Source organism: Bacillus mycoides, assembly GCF_018742245.1.
GTDB classification, from domain to species: Bacteria; Bacillota; Bacilli; order Bacillales; family Bacillaceae_G; genus Bacillus_A; species Bacillus_A cereus_U.
On record NZ_CP036132.1, the window covers coordinates 3,569,236 to 3,586,042 of the forward strand.

Sequence of the window (16,807 nt, forward strand, 5' to 3'; positions counted from 1 at the left end):
ATTCTACGAGCTCTATTTCATTATAAACTTCTTCTTATTTTACAAGAAAAACTTACGGATGTCATTCCATGTTACAACTAACATAAGCAACATTAATAATGCAAACCCAATAAAGTGAACCATTCCTTCTTTTTGACGATCAATTGGTTTTCCTCGTAACGCTTCAATTAAGAAGAAGAACAAACGTCCACCGTCTAAAGCTGGGACTGGTAATAAATTAAATAAACCAAGGTTAATACTTAAAACTGCCGCTAAACTTAGTACACGCGTAAATCCATAATCTACAACTTGATCTGTTAGATTATAAATTCCTACTGGACCTGACAACTCATTAATAGAAAATTGACCCGTTACTAATTTCACAAGAGAATCAAAAATTAGTTTCGTCCATTCGTATGTTTGTTCAAATCCTGATTTAATAGAACCCATCACTGTTTTCTCTACAGGAGAATAAACACCAATTCTACCAACTTCGTCTTTTCCTTCTTTATCAAGCGTTGGTGTTACTTTCACATTAAATTGCTCACTATCACGCTTTACATGTAACGTAATCTCTTTATTTGGATTTTCACGTACAATCGTTACAACATCTTTCCATGTACTAGTGTTCTTACCATTGATTGCTTGAATTGTATCGTTTTCTTTTAATCCAGCTTGTTCTGCAGCACTATTCCCCATTACTTTTCCAACCATCGGTTTGTCAACAGGAACTCCTTGTACAAATCCAAGAATCACAAAAATAACAAATGCTAGAATAAAGTTCATTGCAGGACCTGCAAAGATTGTTAGAGCGCGTTGGCCCAATTTTTTAGAGCCAAATTGTCTATTGTACGGAGCGATTTGAATTTCTTCTCCCGCAGAAATGATACGAGCTTTTTCATTCACTCGGAATGTTTGCAGCTCTTCCTCGTACTCTTCATAACCCGAAATTGTAAGATTATGCTCTAAATCAGCTTGTTCGACTTCAATGACACGAACATTTGGATATTTTTCATGTCCGTCAAAAACTAATTTAACAACTTCGTCTTTTTCATTTAATACAAGCCCAACCTTTTTTCCAGGTTTTAACTCAACTGTGTCCGCATCCTCGCCAGCCATTCTTACATAGCCACCAAGGGGCAGTAATCGAATCGTATACACCGTTTCATTCTTTTCAAATGAGAATATTTTCGGACCAAAACCAATCGCAAACTCGCGGCACAAAATACCTGCTCTTTTTGCGAAATATAGATGCCCTAGCTCATGGAAAAATACGAGTGCACCGAAAATTAATATAAAGGCAATCGCTGTATTCAATTCCATAACCACCTTTGCTAAATTTGTTCCATCACAAACCGTCTTGTGGCTGCGTCAATTTCCTGAATTTCCTCTAAGCTCGGACGTGCAATGACAGTGTGATGGTGCATTGCTTTTTCAATGAGGTCTTCCACTGTTAAGAAACCAATTCTCTTTTGTAAAAAAGCTTCAACAGCTACTTCATTTGCCGCATTCATTACAGCCGGCATACTTCCACCTGTCTTTCCAGCTTCATACGCAAAACGTAGACAACGGAAACGCTCTTGATTCATTTTCTCAAAATGCAATGTTCCCATTTCCCATAAATTTAACTGTTTCGTGTCTGAAAGAGGTAATCTATCAGGATATGTAAGCGCGTATTGAATCGGTACTCGCATATCAGGGGAGCCAAGCTGTGCCATTACACTACGATCTTCAAATTCAACCATAGAATGAATAATACTTTCTTTATGTAGAACAACATCGATTTGCTCATAAGGGATACCAAAAAGCCAGTGTGCTTCAATTACTTCTAGCCCCTTATTCATCATTGTAGCAGAATCAATTGTAATTTTCGAACCCATTGACCAGTTTGGATGACGAAGTGCATCTTCTACGGTCACTTGATGCAATTCATCTCTCGTTTTATCACGAAAACTTCCGCCTGAAGCAGTTATAATTAAGCGAGAGATTCTTTTTTCATTTTCACCATTCAAGCATTGAAAAATAGCTGAATGTTCACTGTCTACTGGAAGTAACGATACATTATGTTTTCGTGCTGCTTCCATTACAAGATGCCCTGCAGTTACTAACGTTTCTTTGTTTGCAATTCCAATTGTTTTTTTCGCCTCAATTGCACGGAGTGTCGGTAATAACCCTACGCTACCTACAACAGCATTCACTACAATTTCTGTATCGGGATGTAGCGCTACTTCTAATAAGCCTTCGCTACCATATACGACTTTTGTATTCCCAGAAACAGCTTGTAATTTTAAAACATCTTCCTCTCTTTGCACAGAGACAATTTGCGGAGAAAATTCTTGAATTACCTTTACTGCATAATCAACATTTTTCCCTACAGAAAAAGCAACGAGACGGAATTGGTCTGGGTGCGAGCGTAACACATCTAATGTTTGTGTACCGATTGATCCGCTTGCACCTAGTAAACTAATGTTTTTCATGACTCCAACCCCTCGTTCATTTATTAATTGTATTGTAATAAGAAGTATAGAATTGGTAATACAAATAACCAACTATCTGTTCGATCTAAAATACCACCATGTCCAGGTAAGATTGTACCGGAATCCTTTACACCATAATGGCGTTTAAAGGCAGATTGCACTAAATCACCAATTTGTCCAAAAATAGAAATGATAATCGTCAGAACGATTAAAATTCCTACATTCGCTTCTACTGGGAAGAACATGTTATAAACAAGTGCAACAACAATTCCACAAACAATACCGCCTAATGAACCTTCAATCGTTTTATTCGGACTAATTTCTGGCCACAATTTTCTTTTTCCAAATGCTTTTCCTATGAAATAGGCACCTGAATCAGTTGCCCATATGACAAATAGTGCACAGAACACATATTTGATTCCTAATATTCTCGTTTCATTTAAATATAAGAATCCCATTCCAACATATGTCGTTGCCATAAGTAAAAATGAAGCATTGTCAAAAGTAAATGTATTCTTAGAAAGGACTGTATATGATAAAAGTAATAAAACAATCACAAATGTGATTTCTAATTTACCTAATCCAATCCACGTAAACAGTTCTGATGCACTACTCGGAACTAAAATAATCCACAATAATACTGCAGCTAAAACTGTTGGTACCGAAATAAGCGTAAGCTTGTTCATACGAATTAATTCATATAAACCTATAGAAGCAAGTGCATACACTAAAACTGTAAAAGGCACGCCACCGTAAATTACGATGGGAATGAATAGCGCGGCAGCAATCACTCCAGTAATAATTCTCTGTTTCACTACCAAACCCTCTCTTTCTACACGCCTCCGAATCTGCGCCCTCTATGTTGAAAGTCTGTAATCGCATTTAGCAAATGTTCCTCGGTAAAATCTGGCCAATACACATCTGTAAACCAAAATTCCGAATAAGCAATTTGCCATAACATGAAATTACTAATACGTAGCTCTCCGCTTGTACGGATTAACAACTCTGGATCAGGTAAAGAACTCGTCATTAAGTAAGAAGAAATCATTTCTTCACTTATTTCTTCCGAACGAATTTTTCCTTCCTCACTATCTTTCATCATATGTTGCACAGCAGAAACGATTTCATCTCGACTTCCATAGTTTAACGCGAAATTAAGAATTAATCCCGTATTCTCTTTCGTATCTTCCATGGCTTTTTCCATCGCTCTGCGCGTATGCGTAGGAAGACGATCTTTTTGCCCTATTACTCGGACTTGTACGTTTTCTTCAATCAACTCTGGTAAAAATGCACCTAAAAATTCTTCTGGAAGCTTCATCAAATAATCAACTTCTTTTTTCGGTCTTTTCCAGTTCTCAGTCGAAAAAGCATAAAGAGTTAATACTTTCACATCAAGCTTACTTGCAAATTTTGTGATTTTCTTCACAACTTGCATACCTTCATGATGACCAGCAATGCGAGGCATGGCTCTTCTCTTTGCCCATCTTCCATTACCATCCATAATAATAGCAATATGTTCTGGGATATATCCTTTTTTCACTTTTTCAATGAGATGATCAAACGATGTGACCTTTTTACTTTTAAAAAAAGGAAACTTTTTAAACATCATTCATACCCTCCAACAAGCAGACGTATGCCTAAAAGTGTAAAAAGACCCCCTTAAGAAGAGGGTCATATTTGCGAAATTATCGCTATTACACTTCCATAATTTCTTTTTCTTTGTTTTTTGCGATTTCGTCAACTTTTGCAATATATTTATCTGTTTCTTTTTGGATATCTTCAGTATATCCTCTTAAATCATCTTCTGTAATGTCGCCAGCTTTTTCAAGCTTCTTAAGGTCATCATTACTGTCACGACGTACGTTACGAACAGCAACTTTTGCTTCCTCAGCATATTTTTTCACAACTTTTACAAGATCACGACGACGCTCTTCTGTTAATGCAGGGAATGCAATACGAATTACAGTTCCATCATTAGAAGGGTTTAAGCCTAAATCTGCTTTTAAAATTGCTTTTTCAATATCACCGATAGAAGTTTTATCATAAGGTTGAATTACAAGCAAACGTGCTTCTGGAACTGTAATGTTCGCTAATTGCACAACTGGTGTTGGTGCACCATAGTAATCAACTTGTACCTTATCTAATACAGACGAGCTTGCACGACCAGCGCGAACTGTTGCTAATTCACGAGAATAAGCAGCAACTGCTTTTTCCATTTTTTCATTTGAAGACTTCAATACTTGTTGTCCCATAATTTATTTCCCCCTTACAACTGTTCCAATATTTTCGCCTAAAACGGCACGTTTAATGTTACCTTTTTCCATAACCGAGAATACAATTAATGGAATATCATTATCCATACATAAAGAAGAAGCTGTAGAATCCATTACACCTAAACCTGCTTTTAATACATCTAAGTAAGTAAGTGTTTCGTATTTCGTAGCTGTTGGGTCAATAGATGGATCTGCACTATATACGCCATCCACATTATTTTTCGCCATTAAAATAACGTCCGCTTCGATTTCAGCTGCACGTAATGCTGCTGTTGTATCTGTAGAGAAGTATGGGTTACCAGTACCTGCAGCAAAGATAACAACACGTTTTTTCTCTAAGTGACGAATTGCTTTACGACGAATGTAAGGCTCTGCCACTTGACGCATCTCAATTGAAGTTTGTACGCGAGTTTGAATTCCAATATTCTCTAAGCTATCTTGAAGAGCTAATGAATTCATAACTGTTGCCAACATGCCCATGTAATCTGCTCCTGCACGATCCATACCCATTTCGCTTCCAATTTTCCCACGCCAAATGTTACCGCCACCAACAACAACAGCAACCTCTACATCAAGTTCTGCAATTTCTTTCACTTGTTCCGCAACTGACTTAATAACAGCTGGGTTAATTCCAAATCCTTGCTCGCCAGCTAAAGCTTCTCCGCTCAGCTTTAAAACGACACGATTATATTTCGGTTTACTCATAATGAACCTCCAATTGCTTACATCTTTATTTTAAAAAAGGGAACACAATGTGTTCCCTAATCTGTATTAGTTGTTACCTTTTACTTGGTTCATTACTTCTTCAGCAAAGTTGTCTTCGCGTTTTTCGATACCTTCACCAACAGCGTAGCGAACGAATCCTTTTAATGTTCCGCCTTTAGACTCAACGAATTGACGAACTTTCATGTCAGGATTCTTAACGAATGTTTGGTCAAGTAAGCAAATCTCTTCAAAGAATTTGCCAAGACGGCCTTCTACCATTTTCGCAACGATTTTTTCAGGCTTGCCTTCGTTTAAAGCTTGTTGTGTTAATACTTGACGCTCATGCTCAACTTCTTCAGCTGTTACAGCATCGCGGTCGATGTATTTAGGGTTAACTGCTGCAATGTGCATTGCTACATCTTTAGCAGCTGCTTCATCAGTAGAACCTTCAAGAACTGTTAATACACCAATACGTCCACCCATGTGTAGGTAAGCGCCGAATGCATCTGCATCAGTTTTTGATACGATTTCGAAACGACGAAGTGTAAGTTTTTCACCAATTTTAGCGATTGCTTCATTGATGTGCTCTTCTACTGTTTTGCCGCCTTCAATTGTTTGAGCCATAGCTTCTTCAACGTTAGCAGGTTTGTTAGCTAATAAGTGAGCAGCTAGTTCTTTAATTAATGCTTGGAAACCTTCGTTTTTCGCAACGAAATCAGTTTCAGAGTTTAATTCTAAGATTAAACCTTCGTTACCGTTTGTTTCGATGAAAGTTAAACCTTCAGCAGCGATGCGGTCTGCTTTTTTAGCAGCTTTCGCAATACCTTTTTCACGTAAGAAGTCAATTGCTTTCTCCATGTCGCCGTTAGTTTCTGTTAAAGCTTTTTTGCAGTCCATCATACCTGCGCCAGTTTTTTCACGAAGTTCTTTTACCATTTGTGCAGTGATTGCCATGTTTTTCATCCTCCTAAAATATGTATTTATACCTTAAAAAAGGTGATAAAAGGCCGAACCCCTTATCACCTTTCCAAATTTGTTACGCAGTAACAGTTTCTTCACCTTGTTTTGCTTCAAGGATCGCGTCTGCCATTTTAGATGTAAGAAGTTTTACAGCACGAATTGCATCATCGTTTGCTGGGATAACGTGATCGATTTCGTCTGGATCACAGTTTGTATCAACGATACCGATGATTGGAATGTGTAATTTGCGTGCTTCAGCAACTGCAATACGCTCTTTACGAGGGTCTACTACGAATAATGCACTTGGAAGACCTTTCATATCTTTAATACCGCCTAAGAATTTCTCAAGACGCTCTAACTCTTTTTTAAGTTGAACAACTTCTTTCTTAGGAAGTACTTCGAAAGTACCATCTTCTTGCATTCTTTCGATATCTTTAAGACGCTTGATACGCTTTTGGATTGTTTGGAAGTTTGTTAAAGTTCCACCTAACCAACGTTGGTTAACGAAGTACATACCAGCACGAGTTGCTTCTTCTTTAATAGCTTCTTGTGCTTGCTTTTTAGTACCTACGAATAAGATGTCTCCGCCTTCAGCAGCGATGTCACGCATCGTTCTGTAAGCTTCCTCAACTTTTTTCACAGTTTTTTGTAAGTCGATGATGTAGATACCGTTACGCTCTGTGAAAATGTAACGCTTCATTTTTGGGTTCCAACGACGAGTTTGATGTCCGAAATGAACACCAGCTTCAAGCAATTGCTTCATAGAAATTACTGACATAATTTAGTTCCTCCTAAATGGTTTTTTGATATCCTCCGTTTACTTCATCTCTAAGCGAAACTACGAACGTAGCACCAACACTTAAATCAGTAAACGTGTGTACTTTGTACTGACACCACTGCTTACTATATCATACTGAAATATTACAATCAAGTCGAAAATGCGAACAATGTAAAACTTTCTTTTTTTCACGCTCAAATTCTAGTATTACCAACCTTCAATTCCTTTAAGCAAGGAATTGAAGGTTAATTAATAGTTTTCTAATGAACGTTGTCATGACGCCTTACGTAAGCAAAATCATTCTCTTAAAAAAAACAAAAAACTCTCCTCAACCGAGGAGAGTTTTTTTATAAATTAGTTTGTTTTTAATTTAGCAAGTTCCTGTAGAAACTTGTCGTTTAGCACTTTAATGTATGTTCCTTTCATACCTAAAGAGCGAGACTCAATAACACCAGCACTTTCTAATTTACGTAGTGCATTTACGATTACAGAACGAGTAATTCCTACGCGATCAGCAATTTTACTTGCAACAAGTAAACCTTCTGTTCCGTTTAATTCTTCGAAGATATGCTCGATTGCTTCTAACTCACTGTAAGATAATGAGCTAATCGCCATTTGAACAACAGCTTTACTACGTGCTTCCTCTTCGATTTCTTCTGCTTTTTCACGTAAGATTTCCATACCTACAACAGTTGAGCTGTATTCAGCAAGAATTAAATCATCGTCTAAGAACTCTTGACCAAGACGAGCTAATACTAGTGTACCTAGACGCTCACCGCCACCAACGATTGGTACGATTGTAGTTAAACCTTGACCGAATAATTCTCTATTTTCTACTGGGAATGCTGTGTAGTCACTATCCACACCTAAATTTGAAGATGTTTCTGTAACATTGAATAAGCTTTGCGTATACTCTTCTGGGAATTGACGCTCTGCAAGCATGTGTTTCATACGTTCGTTCTCGATTTGTTGGTGAATCGCATATCCTAATAATTTACCGCGACGACTTACAACGAACACGTTTGCTTCAATTACTTCACACATTGTGTCAGACATCTCTCTAAAGTTTACAGGCTTTCCTGCTGCGCTCTGTAATAACGCATTTAATTTTCTCGTTTTTGCTAATAATTCCATTTCAAAATTTCCTCCTACATGTTACTTACATATTTTTTCATCACTTGGAAACTAGGGCGAGTCACCTGATGACACTATTACAAAATAAACTGGCTCACATCTTTATTTTTAGCTATTGTCGCTAATTTTTCCTCAACATATTGAGGTGTTATCGTTATTTTCTCTAACGTAATTTCAGATGCCTCAAACGATAAATCTTCAAGGAGCTTCTCCATAACAGTATGAAGTCTTCTCGCTCCAATATTATCTGTATCCTGATTAACTTGATAAGCAATCTCAGCAATCTTACGAATAGCTTCGTCTGAAAATTCAATTTCTATACCTTCAGTCGCTAATAACGCCATGTACTGTTTAATTAGCGCATTGTCAGGTTCGATTAGTATTTTAACAAAATCATCCGCCGATAATTTTGTTAATTCTACTCGAATCGGAAATCTCCCTTGCAATTCCGGAATTAAATCCGACGGTTTAGACATATGGAACGCTCCAGCTGCAACAAATAAAATATAATCCGTTTTTACTGATCCGTATTTTGTCGCTACATTCGATCCTTCTACAATCGGTAAAATGTCACGTTGCACACCTTCACGCGATACATCTACGCTATTCGACTGCTTACCAGCAATTTTGTCAATTTCATCGATAAAAATAATCCCGAGCTGTTCAGCACGATAAACAGCCTCTTGTGTAACTTCATCCATATCAATTAAGCGCTGTGCCTCTTCATTTGTCAAGAGTTTTCTTGCTTCTTTTACAGAAAGTTTACGTTTTTTCGTTTTTTTCGGCATGATACTTCCTAGTGCATCTTGGAAATTCATTCCCATTTGCTCCATGCCAGTTCCTTGCAACATATCAAACATAGAAGACTGTTGTTCCGTCACTTCGATCGATATCACTTCATCTTCAAGAAGGCCTGCCGCAAGCTTTCTTTCCACATCTTGACGTTTCTTTTCGATTTCATCATCTTCCTCTACATCAGATGTTTGGTTTGAATTTTGATTACCACCAAAAAGCATTTCTAATGGATTTTTAAATCCAGATTGTTTCTCCGGACTCGGCACTAAAATTTCAACAAGACGTTGATTCGCTTGCTCTTCTGCTTTATCTTGAACTTTAACTACCATTTCCTCTTTCACAATGCGAACGGACGTTTCAACAAGATCGCGGACCATCGACTCTACATCTCGACCCACATATCCAACTTCTGTGAATTTCGTCGCTTCAACCTTAATAAAAGGTGCTCCAACGAGTTTCGCCATTCGCCGTGCTACCTCTGTTTTACCAACACCTGTCGGTCCAATCATTAAAATATTTTTAGGTGCAATTTCATCACGTAAATTTTCAACTAATTTACTGCGACGGTATCGATTTCGTAGAGCTACAGCAACCGCTTTCTTTGCATCTTTTTGACCGATGATGTATTGATCTAATTTTTCCACAATTTGACGCGGAGTAAAATGTAAATGCATATAAAATGCCTCCCTTACGATTCTACAATTCTTCAACAATTATATTATGGTTCGTATAAACACAAATATCGCCTGCAATTTCTAAACTGGCCTTCGCAATTTGTTTCGCTGTTAAATGTTCACTTGCATGTTGCTTTAAAGCACGACCAGCAGCAAGTGCATAATGTCCGCCTGAACCAATTGCTAAAATACCATCATCTGGTTCAATCACTTCTCCTGTACCTGAAACAAGGAGCATCGTTGTTTTATCCATGACAATGAGCATTGCTTCTAGCTGACGTAGCATTTTATCACCACGCCATTGTTTCGCCATCTCAACTGCAGCGCGCTGCAAGTTGCCATTATACTCTTCTAATTTCCCTTCAAACATTTCAAAAAGAGTAAATGCATCAGCAACTGATCCTGCAAAACCAGCTAAAACTTTCCCTTGGAAAAGTTTGCGAACTTTGCGAGCTGTATGTTTCATTACAACAGCATTCCCCATCGTTACCTGACCATCTCCAGCCATTGCACATTCTCCATTATGATGAACTGCAAATATCGTTGTAGCGTGGAAATTTCCCATAGAAAAAACTCCTTTATATGTTTTTATGGCTTTAAAAGCAATTTATGCCCGCGGGTGATGCTTCATGTACACAGAACGCAATCTTTCTTTAGAGACATGCGTATAAATTTGTGTCGTTGACAAATTCTCATGACCTAATAGCTCCTGCACAGTACGTAAATCCGCTCCTTCATCCAACATATGTGTAGCAAATGTATGCCTTAACATATGGGGACTTATCCGCATTGTAAGTGAAGCTTTCTTAATGAGTTCGTTCAAAACATAACGTACACCCTGATCAGTTAACGGCTTACCTTTCGCATTTAAAAATACCATATGAGATTGTTCTTCAGTCTTTTGAGCTAACTGTTTTCTCCCGTTCTCTATATAAGTAATTAAAGCATCTTGTGCATAGCTTCCGAACGGAATATATCTTTGTTTTTTCCCTTTTCCCATCACTAAAATTGTTCCCACTGCAAAGTCAATGTCGGTAAGTTGCAAATTAACGCATTCGCTTACACGAATCCCAGTTGCATACATCAACTCTAATAAAGCTTGATTTCTTTGACCTAATGGCGCCCCTGTATCAGAAACTTCAAACAATTCCTCTAACTCTTCAGCATATAAAAACTTTGGGATTGACAATTCTTTCTTGGGAAGTGACGCAAGTGCAAACGGATTATCTTTTTGATAACCTTCACGCATCAAAAAACGATATAAACTTCGTAAGCTTGATACTTTCCTTGCGACAGATTTACGGGCTAACTTCTGATCGTGCAACGTCGTCAAGTATAAACGAACATCCGCGTATGTAACATCTAAAAAAGAGGATATGCCTTCTCGCTCCATAAATTGCACAAAATGTTCTAAATCATTTTGATAACTTGCAATTGTATATTTTGAATAATTTCTTTCAATTTGTAAATATCCAACGAATAATTGTAACAATTTCTTCACATTCACATCCATATAACTCACCTCAATAAAGGCTACTAAATCGTATCACAACTTAGTAGCCTTTGCAAGAAATTTAATTAAATATTTACAAAATTTTGAATTGTTTCCAAAGCGCGTGTAGCATATGCTTCATTTCGCTCTTGTTTCTTTTTAATTTTCTTCTCTAACGGTGTAAATAAACCGAAGTTTGCATTCATTGGCTGGAAGTTTTTCGCATTTGTCGCAGTAATATAATTTGCCATACTTCCCATTGCAGTTACAGGTGGTAATACAACTGGCTCTTCACCTTGTACAAGTCTAGCAGCGTTAATACCCGCTAATAATCCTGATGCTGCTGATTCAACATAACCCTCTACCCCAGTCATTTGACCAGCGAAGAATAAATCATCACGTTGTTTATATTGATATGTTGGACGAAGCAGATTAGGCGAATTAATAAACGTATTACGATGCATTACACCATAACGTACAATCTCTGCGTTTTCTAGTCCTGGAATTAGCTGTAACACTTCTTTTTGTGGTCCCCACTTTAAATGTGTTTGGAAGCCTACAATATTGTATAATGTTCCTGCTGCATCATCTTGACGTAACTGAACAACCGCATACGGTGTTTTCCCTGTTTTCGGATCTTCTAACCCAACAGGCTTCATCGGTCCAAATACTAACGTCTGTCTTCCTCTACTTGCCATAACTTCTACTGGCATACAACCTTCAAAGAAAATTTCTTTTTCAAATTCTTTTAAAGGCACTGTCTCAGCAGCAATTAAAGCCTCATAAAAGCGATCAAACTCTTCTTCTGTCATTGGACAGTTTAAATATGCCGCTTCACCTTTATCATAACGAGATTTTAAATATACTTTATTCATGTCAATGCTGTCTTTCTCAACGATTGGTGCTGCAGCATCATAGAAATAAAAATAATCTTCACCTGTTAGTTTTTTTAATTGTGCAGAAAGATCCGGAGACGTAAGTGGACCTGTCGCAATAACAGTTGGCCCCTCTGGAATTTCAGTGATTTCCTCATTCATTACAGTTACGTTCGGATGATTTTTCACATATTCAGTCACTTTCGCCGCGAATTCATGACGATCTACAGCTAAAGCACCTCCTGCTGGTACAGAGCACTCATCAGCTGCACGAATAATGACAGAATCCATTAGGCGCATTTCTTCTTTAATAACACCGACAGCATTTGTTAATGTGTTTGCGCGAAGTGAGTTACTACATACTAATTCAGCAAATTTATCTGTATGATGAGCTGGTGTTTGCCTTACTGGTCTCATTTCATATAATTTTACTTGGACACCACGTTTTGCAATTTGGTAAGCTGCTTCGCTTCCTGCAAGACCTGCGCCAATGACGTTTACTACTTGTGTTGTCATATATATATCACCTTTCCTTTTCTTCCCGAAAAAAATGTGAGCAGTTACGCTCACATTTGTTGTTCTTCTTCATAATCACACGAAACACATTGTACTTGCACGCCTTTTTTCAACTTTTTCTCTACGAGCATACCTTCACACTTCGGACATTTACGACCAATCGGCTTATCCCAAGATACAAAGTCACATTCTGGATACGTACCGCATCCATAGAAAAGGCGTTTCTTTTTATTACTACGGCGTTCAATAATTTGCCCTTTATCACACTTCGGACAAGTAACACCGATTTCTTTTACAATCGGTTTTGTATTACGACATTCCGGGAAATTCGAACAAGCCATAAACTTCCCATATTTACCCATCTTAAAGACCATAGGGTGACTACATAATTCACAGTCTTCCCCAGCTGGTTCATCTTTAATTTCCACTTCACGCATTTCTTTTTCCGCTTTTTCTAAGCGCGGTTCAAATCCTACGTAGAAATCATCAACAATTTTCACCCAATTTGCATTTCCTTCTTCTACTTCATCAAGGCTTTGCTCCATATTGGCAGTAAATTCAATGTTAATAATTTCTGGGAAAAACTCTAAAATAAGTTCGATTACTATTCCACCAAGCTCAGTCGGAACGAAGCGTTTATTATCTAAAGCAACGTATCCTCGTTTTTGGATTGTTTCAAGTGTCGGTACATAAGTAGACGGTCTCCCAATTCCAAGCTCTTCAAGTGTTCTTACTAGACGAGCCTCTGTATAACGCGGCGGAGGCTGTGTGTAATGTTGCTTCGGTTCTATATCTTTTGAAAATACAGTTTCACCTACTTCTAAAGGTGGCAACATCTTATCCTTTTCTTCCGCACCATCATCTTTCGACTCTACGTACACTTTCATAAATCCTGGGAACTTTACAACTGATCCACTTGCACGGAACTGAACATTGTTATTAATGAGTTTCGCTGTAACAGTATCCATTATAGCAGATGCCATTTGACTTGCAACAAATCGCTCCCAAATCAGTTTATACAAACGGAGTTGATCACGACTTAAGAAACTTTTTAGTTCCTCTGGCTTTCTCATTACCGAAGTAGGACGAATCGCCTCATGCGCATCTTGTGCTTTCGACTTTTTCGTTTCTTTCTTCTTCTCTGTTCCTATGTATTCCGCACCAAACGCCTCAGTAATGTAATCACGAGCCTCTGTTTGAGCTGTTTCTGAGATACGTGTTGAATCAGTTCTCATATACGTAATAAGACCTACAGTCCCTTGTTTTCCAAGATCCATCCCTTCATACAGCTGCTGTGCAAGCATCATTGTTTTCTTTGCTCGCATATTTAACTTACGCGCTGCCTCTTGTTGCAAGGAAGATGTTGTAAACGGTAATGCAGGGTTACGCTTTCGCTCTTTTCGCGTTACATTTTCAACCGAAAACGCATTGTCTTTCATCTTTTCGATTATTTCGTTCACTTGTGCTTCGTTCGTTAATTGAACTTTTTCACCATCTACGCCGTAAAAGCTTGCTTCAAATGTGTCTTTCCCTTTCACAAATTCTGTTTTAATTGTCCAGAATTCTTCAGGTTCAAAACTTTGAATTTCTCTTTCACGTTCGATGATTAAACGAACTGCTACAGATTGTACGCGTCCTGCACTTAATCCTTTTTTTACTTTCTTCCATAATAAAGGACTAATATTGTAGCCAACAAGACGATCGAGTATACGCCTTGCCTGTTGTGCATCTACTAAATCCATATTAATTGCACGAGGATATTTAAATGATTCTTTTATTGCATCTTTTGTAATCTCATTAAATACAACTCGGCAATCTGATTCAACGTCCACATTTAACGTATTTGCTAAATGCCAAGCAATTGCTTCTCCTTCACGATCCGGATCGGCCGCGAGATAGACTTTCTTTGCTTTTTTTGCCGCTGATTTTAAATCTTTTAAAACGGGACCCTTACCACGAATGGTAATATACTTCGGGGTGAAGTTATTCTTTACTTCTATCCCCATTTGGCTTTTAGGTAAATCGCGGACATGTCCCATGGACGCGACGACTTTGTATTTTTTCCCTAAATATTTTTCAATGGTCTTCGCCTTAGAAGGCGACTCCACGATTACGAGGTAATCTGACATGCTAGTGCCTCCTTAAGAGGTGGATTCAAGTCTTCATCAATCTTATTGATTTCTCTTGTTTTTGTCAATCAAGAATGAATATACCATACAGCGACAATCTACCATTTGTCAATAATTGTTTAATAAAAACATAAAAATATATGGTTAATTTAAAATTTCTTCAAGGATATCCCCCGCATTTCGTACTAGCTTTGCGCCTTGTTGAATTAGATGATTCGTTCCCGTTGCACTCTCTATAAATATAGGTCCAGGAAGCGCAAACACCTCTCTATTTTGTTCTAACGCAAGGTCTGCAGTAATAAGGGATCCACTTCTCGTTTTTGCTTCTACAACTAAAACACCTTTACTTATACCGCTAATAATTCGATTTCTTTTTGGGAAATACCATTTTTTCGGCACATAATGCGGTGGATACTCTGTCAATAACAATATATAATCTTTCCACTTGTCATATAAACCGCTATTCTCCTTTGGATACATATAAGATAATCCATGTCCTAATATTGCAATAGTCGGGCAATGCTGCCTTACTGTAACTTCATGAGCAATTGTATCTATCCCTCTTGCAAACCCACTAACAATAAGCCATTCTTTTTCAAGTAAAGGTTGTAAAATAAACTTCACACTCTCCTTTCCATATAAAGACGGTTCTCTCGTTCCAACAATTGCTAATTTATTTATCTTGCCAAGAAAATCTCTCTCTCCTTTTCCGTATAAAACAAAAGGGGGATCTTGTATTTCCTGCAATAGTTGCGGATAATCCTCATCCCATATGGTTATATAAAATATTCGATTTTTTTCTAAATAGGATACATATTGCTTTAGATTTGAAGTCTGAAGGAAATTTACTAGTTCTGAAGATTTTTTCGGGGATATTCCAGCGTAATATTCAAATTGTTTCGGACTAAAAGTGTATACTCCCTTCAGTTCTGGATCAACATATAGTAGTCTCTCCATCGCCTTCCAATGATCCGCCAACATGTAATGAAGGTGCAATAAACGTTCTCTTTTCATCTCAATTCTCCTTACCCATAATTTTTATTATGTAAACAAAAAATGTGTAAAAAGACACCCTCTAATAAGAAGGTGTCTTTCAAAAAGATTAGTAGTTTTTGCAAGTCTCAAATAATCCCTTTTCTTTTAAAACAGAGATTAATGTTTCACCCATAACAGCTGGTGTTTCCGCTACTTTAATACCACAAGCTTCCATTGTTTTAATCTTTTCAGCAGCAGTTCCTTTGCCGCCAGAAATGATCGCCCCAGCATGACCCATACGTTTGCCTTCAGGCGCAGTTTGACCACCAATGAAACCTACAACTGGTTTTGTCATATTAGCTTTTACCCATTCAGCTGCTTCTTCTTCTGCCGTACCGCCGATTTCACCAATCATAATTACAGCATGTGTTTCTTCATCTTCATTAAATGCTTTTAACGCATCAATAAAGTCTGTACCGTTAACAGGGTCCCCGCCGATACCTACAGCAGTAGATTGGCCAATACCTTCTTGTGTTAACTGATGTACAGCTTCATACGTTAATGTACCAGAGCGAGACACGATACCAACATGACCTTTTTTGTGAATATATCCTGGCATAATACCAATTTTACATTCGTCAGGTGTAATCACACCAGGGCAGTTTGGTCCAAGTAAACGTGTATGTTTACCCGCCATATATCTCTTTACTTTTACCATATCTAATACAGGGATTCCTTCAGTAATACATACTACTAAATCAATCTTTGCATCAACTGCTTCCATAATTGCATCAGCCGCAAAAGCGGGTGGAACGTATACAACTGAAGCGTTTGCGCCTGTTGCTTTCACAGCATCTTCTACTGTATCAAATACTGGTACACCTTCAATATCAGTGCCACCTTTACCTGGTGTTACACCACCTACAATTTTCGTACCGTATTCAATCATTTGCTTTGTATGGAATAATCCTTGAGAACCTGTAATACCTTGAACAATAACTTTTGTATCTTTATTAACTAATACGCTCATTTTTCTCCCCCGCTT

The 16,807-nt window shown here is 37.8% G+C and carries 16 protein-coding genes; all 16 read right to left on the reverse strand.

Going from position 1 to position 16,807, the window contains the following annotated elements:
• Positions 1–39 precede the first annotated feature (39 nt).
• Positions 40–1,296: an RIP metalloprotease RseP gene (gene rseP, locus EXW56_RS18130; RefSeq protein WP_002160740.1), complete on the reverse strand. Its 1,257-nt coding sequence runs from the start codon at positions 1,294–1,296 to the stop codon at positions 40–42.
• A gap of 17 nt (positions 1,297–1,313) precedes the next feature.
• Complete coding sequence (gene dxr, locus EXW56_RS18135) at positions 1,314–2,456, reverse strand: 1-deoxy-D-xylulose-5-phosphate reductoisomerase (RefSeq protein WP_002014547.1); 1,143 nt, start codon at positions 2,454–2,456, stop codon at positions 1,314–1,316.
• 23 nt (positions 2,457–2,479) lie between these two features.
• Positions 2,480–3,271, reverse strand: coding sequence for a phosphatidate cytidylyltransferase (gene cdsA, locus EXW56_RS18140; RefSeq protein ID WP_000813576.1), 792 nt, complete (start codon positions 3,269–3,271; stop codon positions 2,480–2,482).
• Positions 3,272–3,288: 17 nt separating this feature from the next.
• Complete coding sequence (gene uppS / locus EXW56_RS18145; RefSeq protein WP_002111371.1) at positions 3,289–4,065, reverse strand: undecaprenyl pyrophosphate synthase; 777 nt, start codon at positions 4,063–4,065, stop codon at positions 3,289–3,291.
• Positions 4,066–4,150: 85 nt separating this feature from the next.
• Positions 4,151–4,708, reverse strand: coding sequence for a ribosome recycling factor (gene frr / locus EXW56_RS18150; RefSeq protein WP_000531506.1), 558 nt, complete (start codon positions 4,706–4,708; stop codon positions 4,151–4,153).
• Between the two features lie 3 nt (positions 4,709–4,711).
• Entirely contained in the window at positions 4,712–5,434 is a 723-nt protein-coding gene (pyrH, locus tag EXW56_RS18155; protein ID WP_002111372.1) for a UMP kinase, read from the reverse strand.
• Between the two features lie 66 nt (positions 5,435–5,500).
• Entirely contained in the window at positions 5,501–6,388 is an 888-nt protein-coding gene (gene tsf / locus EXW56_RS18160; RefSeq protein WP_002088177.1) for a translation elongation factor Ts, read from the reverse strand.
• An 82-nt stretch (positions 6,389–6,470) separates the two neighbouring features.
• A complete protein-coding gene (gene rpsB / locus EXW56_RS18165; RefSeq protein WP_000111485.1) occupies positions 6,471–7,172 on the reverse strand; it encodes a 30S ribosomal protein S2 in 702 nt (233 codons plus the stop codon).
• A 354-nt stretch (positions 7,173–7,526) separates the two neighbouring features.
• Positions 7,527–8,306, reverse strand: a complete 780-nt coding sequence (gene codY, locus EXW56_RS18170; RefSeq protein ID WP_002014541.1) for a GTP-sensing pleiotropic transcriptional regulator CodY — start codon at positions 8,304–8,306, stop codon at positions 7,527–7,529.
• A gap of 77 nt (positions 8,307–8,383) precedes the next feature.
• Positions 8,384–9,775: an ATP-dependent protease ATPase subunit HslU gene (gene hslU, locus EXW56_RS18175; protein ID WP_002111373.1), complete on the reverse strand. Its 1,392-nt coding sequence runs from the start codon at positions 9,773–9,775 to the stop codon at positions 8,384–8,386.
• 22 nt (positions 9,776–9,797) lie between these two features.
• Positions 9,798–10,340, reverse strand: a complete 543-nt coding sequence (hslV, locus tag EXW56_RS18180) for an ATP-dependent protease proteolytic subunit HslV (protein ID WP_002014538.1) — start codon at positions 10,338–10,340, stop codon at positions 9,798–9,800.
• A 42-nt stretch (positions 10,341–10,382) separates the two neighbouring features.
• Positions 10,383–11,282, reverse strand: coding sequence for a tyrosine recombinase XerC (xerC, locus tag EXW56_RS18185; RefSeq protein ID WP_078175468.1), 900 nt, complete (start codon positions 11,280–11,282; stop codon positions 10,383–10,385).
• A 71-nt stretch (positions 11,283–11,353) separates the two neighbouring features.
• Positions 11,354–12,658, reverse strand: a complete 1,305-nt coding sequence (gene trmFO, locus EXW56_RS18190; RefSeq protein WP_002066796.1) for an FADH(2)-oxidizing methylenetetrahydrofolate--tRNA-(uracil(54)-C(5))-methyltransferase TrmFO — start codon at positions 12,656–12,658, stop codon at positions 11,354–11,356.
• A gap of 50 nt (positions 12,659–12,708) precedes the next feature.
• The gene (gene topA, locus EXW56_RS18195; RefSeq protein ID WP_002111378.1) at positions 12,709–14,787 is read right to left on the reverse strand and encodes a type I DNA topoisomerase; all 2,079 of its coding nucleotides are present in this window, start codon (positions 14,785–14,787) and stop codon (positions 12,709–12,711) included.
• A gap of 144 nt (positions 14,788–14,931) precedes the next feature.
• Positions 14,932–15,801: a DNA-processing protein DprA gene (gene dprA, locus EXW56_RS18200; protein WP_215557378.1), complete on the reverse strand. Its 870-nt coding sequence runs from the start codon at positions 15,799–15,801 to the stop codon at positions 14,932–14,934.
• An 88-nt stretch (positions 15,802–15,889) separates the two neighbouring features.
• Entirely contained in the window at positions 15,890–16,792 is a 903-nt protein-coding gene (sucD, locus tag EXW56_RS18205) for a succinate--CoA ligase subunit alpha (protein ID WP_070144589.1), read from the reverse strand.
• Positions 16,793–16,807: the final 15 nt, after the last annotated feature.

What these genes read in the sequence shown, in the direction of transcription:
- dxr (WP_002014547.1), bottom strand. Translation starts at nt 2,456, where the DNA reads ATGAAAAACATTAGTTTACTAGGTGCAAGCGGATCAATCGGTACACAA.
- uppS (WP_002111371.1), bottom strand. Translation starts at nt 4,065, where the DNA reads ATGATGTTTAAAAAGTTTCCTTTTTTTAAAAGTAAAAAGGTCACATCG.
- frr (WP_000531506.1), bottom strand. Translation starts at nt 4,708, where the DNA reads ATGGGACAACAAGTATTGAAGTCTTCAAATGAAAAAATGGAAAAAGCA.
- pyrH (WP_002111372.1), bottom strand. Translation starts at nt 5,434, where the DNA reads ATGAGTAAACCGAAATATAATCGTGTCGTTTTAAAGCTGAGCGGAGAA.
- tsf (WP_002088177.1), bottom strand. Translation starts at nt 6,388, where the DNA reads ATGGCAATCACTGCACAAATGGTAAAAGAACTTCGTGAAAAAACTGGC.
- rpsB (WP_000111485.1), bottom strand. Translation starts at nt 7,172, where the DNA reads ATGTCAGTAATTTCTATGAAGCAATTGCTTGAAGCTGGTGTTCATTTC.
- codY (WP_002014541.1), bottom strand. Translation starts at nt 8,306, where the DNA reads ATGGAATTATTAGCAAAAACGAGAAAATTAAATGCGTTATTACAGAGC.
- hslU (WP_002111373.1), bottom strand. Translation starts at nt 9,775, where the DNA reads ATGCATTTACATTTTACTCCGCGTCAAATTGTGGAAAAATTAGATCAA.
- hslV (WP_002014538.1), bottom strand. Translation starts at nt 10,340, where the DNA reads ATGGGAAATTTCCACGCTACAACGATATTTGCAGTTCATCATAATGGA.
- trmFO (WP_002066796.1), bottom strand. Translation starts at nt 12,658, where the DNA reads ATGACAACACAAGTAGTAAACGTCATTGGCGCAGGTCTTGCAGGAAGC.
- topA (WP_002111378.1), bottom strand. Translation starts at nt 14,787, where the DNA reads ATGTCAGATTACCTCGTAATCGTGGAGTCGCCTTCTAAGGCGAAGACC.
- dprA (WP_215557378.1), bottom strand. Translation starts at nt 15,801, where the DNA reads ATGAAAAGAGAACGTTTATTGCACCTTCATTACATGTTGGCGGATCAT.
- sucD (WP_070144589.1), bottom strand. Translation starts at nt 16,792, where the DNA reads ATGAGCGTATTAGTTAATAAAGATACAAAAGTTATTGTTCAAGGTATT.